The 6,752-nt window shown below is 47.9% G+C and carries 5 protein-coding genes and 1 tRNA gene; all 6 read right to left on the bottom strand.

Going from position 1 to position 6,752, the window contains the following annotated elements:
* Positions 1–198: 198 nt before the first annotated feature.
* Positions 199–636 (bottom strand): hypothetical protein, encoded by a 438-nt coding sequence (locus LAY57_RS34515; protein ID WP_249071826.1) that lies wholly within the window; start codon positions 634–636, stop codon positions 199–201.
* A gap of 222 nt (positions 637–858) precedes the next feature.
* Positions 859–931 (bottom strand) — tRNA-Trp (locus LAY57_RS34510).
* A gap of 79 nt (positions 932–1,010) precedes the next feature.
* Complete coding sequence (rplS, locus tag LAY57_RS34505) at positions 1,011–1,376, bottom strand: 50S ribosomal protein L19 (RefSeq protein WP_249071824.1); 366 nt, start codon at positions 1,374–1,376, stop codon at positions 1,011–1,013.
* A 212-nt stretch (positions 1,377–1,588) separates the two neighbouring features.
* Positions 1,589–3,406, bottom strand: coding sequence for an iron uptake porin (locus LAY57_RS34500; protein WP_249071821.1), 1,818 nt, complete (start codon positions 3,404–3,406; stop codon positions 1,589–1,591).
* A 200-nt stretch (positions 3,407–3,606) separates the two neighbouring features.
* Positions 3,607–4,173 (bottom strand): Crp/Fnr family transcriptional regulator, encoded by a 567-nt coding sequence (locus LAY57_RS34495; RefSeq protein ID WP_249071819.1) that lies wholly within the window; start codon positions 4,171–4,173, stop codon positions 3,607–3,609.
* A 127-nt stretch (positions 4,174–4,300) separates the two neighbouring features.
* Positions 4,301–6,448 (bottom strand): PhoX family protein, encoded by a 2,148-nt coding sequence (locus tag LAY57_RS34490; protein ID WP_249071817.1) that lies wholly within the window; start codon positions 6,446–6,448, stop codon positions 4,301–4,303.
* Between the last annotated feature and the right edge of the window lie 304 nt (positions 6,449–6,752).

Genomic DNA, 6,752 nt, shown 5'->3' with positions numbered 1-6,752 from the left:
GCACGAGCGCAATGCTCACAACTTCCCGCTCGATTTGGCTGCTGGTGTGGCTGCTCCTGTGGCTATGACTGCTCCTGTTATCAATGGTTAATTGGTAGCTAGTAATTGAATCACAAAAAGGCGCTCTCTTTCATGGGGGCGCTTTTTTGTGTTTAACAAAATGGTGGGATTTCTCCCACCAAGATGCAAAACTCTTAGTTAAGAGCGATCGCTCTTGGGAGTAGCAGTATTTTCCGTCATAGGTTTTTGAGTCCGTTCTTCGATATCCTCAAGGGTTTGCAGTACCAAGCGTTTAGCCTGCAAGTTCCAGCCCCATTTTTGCAATGCGATCGCTAAAGCAGTTCCTACAACTGTGGCGATATAGTCGGCTGGTTGGGCGAGGGCGATACCAAGTAGCAGTCCCAGTCCTGCAATACCCCAAAATGGCAAAGCGACAGTCTGACGCTGTTTTTCCACCAGTAGGCTCAAGAAATCTTTTGGCATTTCGGCTACTAATGTTTCTTTGACCTGTCGTTGTTCTGCTGCGGTAACGGATAAACCTATTTTTTGGCGGAGTTTTTCAATTTTACGGGCATCGGTGCTGTATTGGGTCAGTTCATCCTCTGCCATGAGAATTAGGCGTTCGTATTGTCCCATCTTTGACTTTGATGCTACGTATTTCAGTCTAGGGGTTTTAGACCCTAAGTGTGGACTGAAACCCTGATTGCTACGTGCGATCGACCTACTCACAAAAACACCAGTAACAAAGGATGAGTAGGAAATCTGTTATATTTTGTTTTGAGTAGGTCGTGAGTAGACAGCAATCACTTCTGAGACTCCAATGGCTTGAAAGCTAGTAGAGATAAGGATTCAGAAAGACGCGCCCTGGAGGACTTGAACCCCCGACATCAGGTTTTGGAGACCTGCGTTCTACCAACTGAACTAAGAGCGCACGCTTATTTATCAGAGCGATTTCTATGATAACAACATTATGAGAGTTCGCGCAAGCAAATCCCATAATGTTGCAATAACTAGGTCAGGGGCCGATCGAACCGTTGCTTCAGACGAGTGGCCTTGCCGACGCGATCGCGCAAGTAGTAAAGTTTAGCACGGCGAACTTGGCCGCGACGCACGATCTTGATGCTGGAAATTCGGGGAGAGTGGATCAAAAACACTCGCTCTACACCAACGCCTTGGAAAACGCGGCGCACTGTAATCGTTTCGTTAATCCCCCCATTGCGCTTGGCGATCACGACACCTTCGTAAGGCTGTGTCCGCTCTTTACCGCCTTCCTGAATTACTACCCCGACTTTGATGGTGTCGCCTACGTAGATTTGGGGTAAATCTTTTTTTAGTTGTTCGCCTTCTATTGAGCGGATAATTGCTTCAGCATTCATAAACTTTCAAAAAAAAACTCACAATTTCTCATTATATATCGATGCTTCTCTAAAAGTCTAGGGCATTGGTTATCTTACGCTTTTCGCCCCCTTGCCCCCTCCCCCAAATCTGGGGGAGAAGAAATCTTGTACCCCCCAGATTTGGGGGGTTAGGGGGGCGACTTTACCCCGGATGTAGGGGCAATTCATGAATTGCCCCTACGTCAGATCCTTTAGAAGCTAAAGGTCGTCCGCACCGTTCCGACGTAGATGGTGTCGTTGTTATCGTTGTGTTCTGGATTGAGAATCACAAACGCACCAGGGGTAATGGAGATATTGTCGCTGACTTTAATCCGATAGAAGGCTTCCAGATGGTAGGAAGTGTCGTTATCTTCGCGATCGGCCAGTTGTCTACCATCATCTAAAATTCCACCATCCAAGTCATTGCTGGTGACTTTAGGCGGCACGCCCGCGACAAGACCTAGAAAGTTGCCCTTGCGACCTATGTCTGGTAAACCCAAGCTCACGGCATAGTTGATGACATCAGCATTAGAGCCTTGATCCAATCCCGATTCTGCTTCAGCCATAGTATATCCAAACCATCCAGAAAGGATAAACCTACGGTTGGGTCGCCAGTTGAATTCTGCCCCCAAGGCATCGGCTGAAGTAGCAATACCGCTACCAAAGGGTCTTTGTGCAAAACTACTGCCCGTACTTCCCGTGAGGTTTACATCTTTACCGGGAGAGTAGTAGTGGGCATAGGTCAGACCCAGATTAAAATTACTTTTTGGAAATAATACCACCTGAGCCATAGCGGCGTATGCACCATCAAAAAGCCCGTTTTTGTCGGTTGGGTTACTAGCATTCAGTGCTAGATAACCAAAATCCAGACCGATAGACGAACCCAAGTTCAAGTTCACTGTCGCCCCAGCACCACCATCTGCTAGGCGATAGATGGGGTTGTATCGCCCAAATCGTGAAATTGCACCACCTCCACTGCTTTCAAATATTGGGTGGACATTATTTAGCAAGTCATTGAACTCACCGCTATTGGCTACCAAGGTGACCCTAGCATTTTTACTGAGCGGGAAACGATAGTAAAGGTCATCAAGCTCAACATCATTTCCATTGTCGCCATCAAACCCCAAGCGGGTCATGCTCGTACCTGTGACATTAGGACGACTGCTACTTCCTCCATCAAATTGGGTGATGTTTCGAGCTTGCACACGGGTTCTCAAGAGGTCTTTGCCGGTGAAGCTGGTATCGAAGTTCAGACGTGCCCGGTTACCAAAGATGGGGTTGTCTTGCAAGTCGCCATTATCAGCCCTTCCATTGTTGTCATCGCCAAACACGCTAGCCAAGGCGAAAATTACTTCTCCTTTAAGTTTGGTGGTGGTGGAGAATTGCTGTGCTTCCAGTCTCGCCGTGCGTGCTTCCAGCGCATCTACGCGACCGCGCAGAGTGGTGAGTTCAGCCCTAAATTCCTCTTGCAAGCGCCGGAGCCTCTCTATGTCCTCCGTTGTGACTCCACCGCCGCCTGCTGCTGCAATCAGTTCTTGTATCCGGTTTAAGCAAGAATTTAACCCAGCGGCGAATTCGTAGCGTGTCAAAGCCCGATTGCCGCGATAAGTGCGATCGGGATAACCTTCAATACAACCGTAGCGCTCGACCAGAGATTGCAGTGCTTGGAATGCCCAATCTGTGGGCTGTACGTCCCGCAATTGGGAAACAGAAGTTACTTGCTCCAAACCGCTGCTTCGATCGTTGTATTGATTGATTCGATCCAGAGTGCTGTTGGATTCTGGCTGAGCGTTGCTAGACGATCCGTTTCCTGAAGCTGGAACCTGAGCCAACTCAGTGGTGTTGCTTGAGATTGGACTTGGCTGGTTCTGGGAAAGTCCAGATGCGGGTAATTCTGTGGCAGCAGGCGTTTTGTCTTGACCGATCGATCGGGCTGACTCCTCCGCTGCTAGGGCTGAGTTAGCTACGAGAATGGTTGCACCCAGAAGTGCGGGACTGAGTTTTAGAGCGTTCCAAAGCGTTTTCGACATCTTTGCTGCCTCACACCAAATTTTATTGTACGGAAAAGCCTCAAAATCGACTCAAACAGGTCGCCGAGTATTCCATATACCTTATCAACTTATTGTATCTTTACACGCAACCGGATTTGGCAAGCTATGTGTAGGTAAAGTTAGTGGCATATACTACAACGACGCTGGAATTGCGATCGCGTTCTTCAAATTGTCAAATCCTATTTTTGTCTGCCAAGAATCAAAAAACGCCCTCGTCGGTTCAGGATGCCCTCTTGTTCAAACTGGTTGAGCAACCGCGTCACCGTTACTCGCGTTGTACAGATGACTTCCGAGAGAGCTTGATGGGTTAATGGCAGTTCGATCAATTTTCCTCCCTCTACTTCACGACCGAATTTGCGGGCTAACCAGTTTAAAAGTTGCAGCAAGCGAAGGTTAACAGGTCTATTGTGAACGATGCTAAGCAGTTCTTCGCTCTCTTGAGCGTGCAAAATCCAGGCATCCATAACTTGATACCAAAGATGAGAAGGTAAAAGACTAACTTCGGCACTTGTTAAGCACTCTATCTGATATGGATCGAGTCTAGACAGGGGTTTGCCGACCACATCTCCAGGCCCCCAAAATCCCAGGACGATCGATCTTCCTTCTTCGCTACAAGTCAAAGTACGGACGACTCCACGCTCTATTTTCCATAAGCTATCAGATTGTAGTGGAAGCAAATCGTGGCAGCTGAATGTTCGCTGTTTGAGATTGGTAAGGTTGAGAGGAATAGGAGCAGAGAGCGGCATAAAATTAGGGTTTGGGGTAGGGGGGTAGGGGCTAGGGGCGACAGGAATTTAAAAGTTGAGATTTCAGATTTCAAATTTTTAAATTAAATTAAATTTGAAATCTGAAATTTGCCATTTTCAATTCTCACTAGGTAATTGGTTTGGCGTCTTGGCGTCGAATGGCAACAACAGCAGGTTTTGGTGGGTCATTTTGACCGCCTCCCGGCCAGTTGGAACCAATCGGAACTGTGCGAGTTTGCTTGAACTTCTGACCGTCAGTTGTTCTCATTTGAAACTCTCTTGTTTCGGAAGCTGCATTTTGACGAATTCCTTTAACTTCGCCTGGATGTTGTATTGCTAAAAACAAGGTTTGCTGGTCTTGAGTGAAAAATGGCCCTGTGGTTTCGCAATCCATTGGCCCCATGCCAAACAGGTAGGCGTTGCCTGCGTTAGGGCCCGAAGTGGGGATGTACCAGATAGCGTTGTTGCCAAAGCAACCGCGTCTAAGGGGATCTCCCGGATCGTTGTGTGCTGCTGAGGACATATCGGTAACCATCCAGACGTTGTTATTGCGATCGATCAAGAGGTTGTCGGGATTGGAAAAACCAGCCCCACCGTCAGCAGGTTCGCCCCCCATAGCCAGCATTTCCCAACGAAATGTCATGGCAGCTGGGTCGTTTTTATCTTCCTTCAGGCGCATAATCCAGCCATATTCCCAAGGGCTTTCTGCTTTCGGCCCCTTGAAGATGCGCTTATCTGGGCCACCCTCGCCGCCGGGAGAACCGGAGGTGTAGGTGATGTAGAGGGAACCATCGCTGGCGACTTTGGTGTCTTCGGGACGCGCTGTGGGGGTAGCACCTGCTGCGTTGGCGGCAAAGTGGGCATCGATGAGAATGGCACCTTGTTTTTCTTGGGCGTTGCCTATATAGAGGTCGTTCAGGGTTTTAAATTTTTGTTTAAAACTATTGACTTCTGCGTCTGTCTTTGCATTAAGTACTCCTCCGTCTGGACGCTTGGGGAGGGTGAGCAATTTACCCTCGATATTGCTGGGACTGACGGGATTTACTGGCGTACTTGGTTTGAGGGGAATCCAGCGCCCAGTACCGTCGGGGTTGAAGACAGCGGCATAGAGCATTCCATCTTCTAGCAGGCGGGAATTAGCTTTGGATTGGGGATTGCTGACGTTGCCTTTGCTGACAAATTTATACAAGTGTCCGCCTCTGCGATCGCACCCGGAATAAAATGCCAGGGGTTTGCCTGCGACAACTCGAATGCCTACAGCTTCGTGACGATAGCGTCCCAGCCAAGAGTGTTTGGTGCCGTAATCCTTGGGGTTAGCTGGGTCTACTTCTACTATCCAGCCATATTTGTTACCAGCTAATCCCAGTACGTTACCTTGTCCAGATAATTCTTGTTCGCCGATCGCAAAAGCTTGCTTGCTGGGGTCGAAAGCGGTGCCATCGGCATATACTGGTTCTGGTACTTGGATTTGGAAGTTCTCTTCGCCGCTAAGGACAGTGCCCCAAGGAGTTGTCCCACCAGCACAGTTGCCAAAAGTGCCGATGATGCGATCGCTCAATTTATCGATATAACCTTGGCCCTGGGTTTTCCGAAATACAAATGTAGCTGGCCCAGTTGTTTTTAGATAGCGATCGTCTTCTAATCCAGAAATACCACTAATCCTGCGATCGGATGACGAATTTGTCCGCACCCACTTGCCATCTGGATTTTTGCGAATGGAAATAACACCTATTCCCTGATCTATCAAAGCTTCTTTGCAAATTTCTCGTATTTTTGCTTTCAGCGCCTCCTCTTCTGGCGGCAAAGCAAAGGCATTAATACCATTATTACCAACAGTTTTTACCGCCGCCTGTACCTCACCAAACGGCAAAGTTTTCTTTATCACCTTCGGATAGCCTTGCAGCCAAGAGATGGGGCTGATGTATTCAAAATTGACTGTCAGATAACCTTCATCTTTCCCAGTTTCTATGAAAGACAAATAATCATTGTTATAGCCAAAGCGAGAATCGCCTATTTTATCACCCCAAGCACCAATAATGTCATAAATGAAGCCTTCTGGCAGCACCAGATCATCCACCACTTCGTAAGTACTGTAATTCCTTACTACTTGAGCGGCTGGAATTTCATCCATTTCTAGAGGCATGGGGCCTTTGATTGGCTGGAAGATCGAATCGCTACCAGTAAATTTTTTTCTGTTTGCCAGAAACGTAACCGCAGCCACCGCACCAGCACTAGCTCCGAGCAATAACAAGAAGTCTCGACGTTTGAGCTTCATAAAAAGCTTTAGTTTTAGAAAGTAAGCAAGATTAAGCTGGTCAAAAGCGGGAGCTTCAAAACCAACTGTACTATTGTAAGTTTAGGAACTGGTAAGACTTAGGTAATGGTAAGGTTAAGTTAACCTAGTGCCGCTACGCGAAAGTCAAAAGTCAAAAGTCAAAAGTCAAAAATCCTTTGAGGAACATTTTTATTGCTTTTCTCCTCTCCCCCTCTCCCCCTCTCCCCCTCTCCCACTCTCCCACTCTCCCACTCTCCCACTCTCCCACTCTCCCACTCTCCCACTCTCCCACTCTCCCACTCTC

It is taken from the genome of Argonema antarcticum A004/B2, assembly GCF_023333585.1.
In the GTDB taxonomy this organism is placed as follows: domain Bacteria; phylum Cyanobacteriota; class Cyanobacteriia; order Cyanobacteriales; family Aerosakkonemataceae; genus Argonema; species Argonema antarcticum.
Note: the sequence above shows the minus strand (reverse complement) of the source record. Positions and strands in the feature narration are given on the sequence as shown.

What these genes read in the sequence shown, in the direction of transcription:
- LAY57_RS34500 (WP_249071821.1), bottom strand. Translation starts at nt 3,406, where the DNA reads ATGTCGAAAACGCTTTGGAACGCTCTAAAACTCAGTCCCGCACTTCTG.
- LAY57_RS34515 (WP_249071826.1), bottom strand. Translation starts at nt 636, where the DNA reads ATGGGACAATACGAACGCCTAATTCTCATGGCAGAGGATGAACTGACC.
- rplS (WP_249071824.1), bottom strand. Translation starts at nt 1,376, where the DNA reads ATGAATGCTGAAGCAATTATCCGCTCAATAGAAGGCGAACAACTAAAA.
- LAY57_RS34490 (WP_249071817.1), bottom strand. Translation starts at nt 6,448, where the DNA reads ATGAAGCTCAAACGTCGAGACTTCTTGTTATTGCTCGGAGCTAGTGCT.
- LAY57_RS34495 (WP_249071819.1), bottom strand. Translation starts at nt 4,173, where the DNA reads ATGCCGCTCTCTGCTCCTATTCCTCTCAACCTTACCAATCTCAAACAG.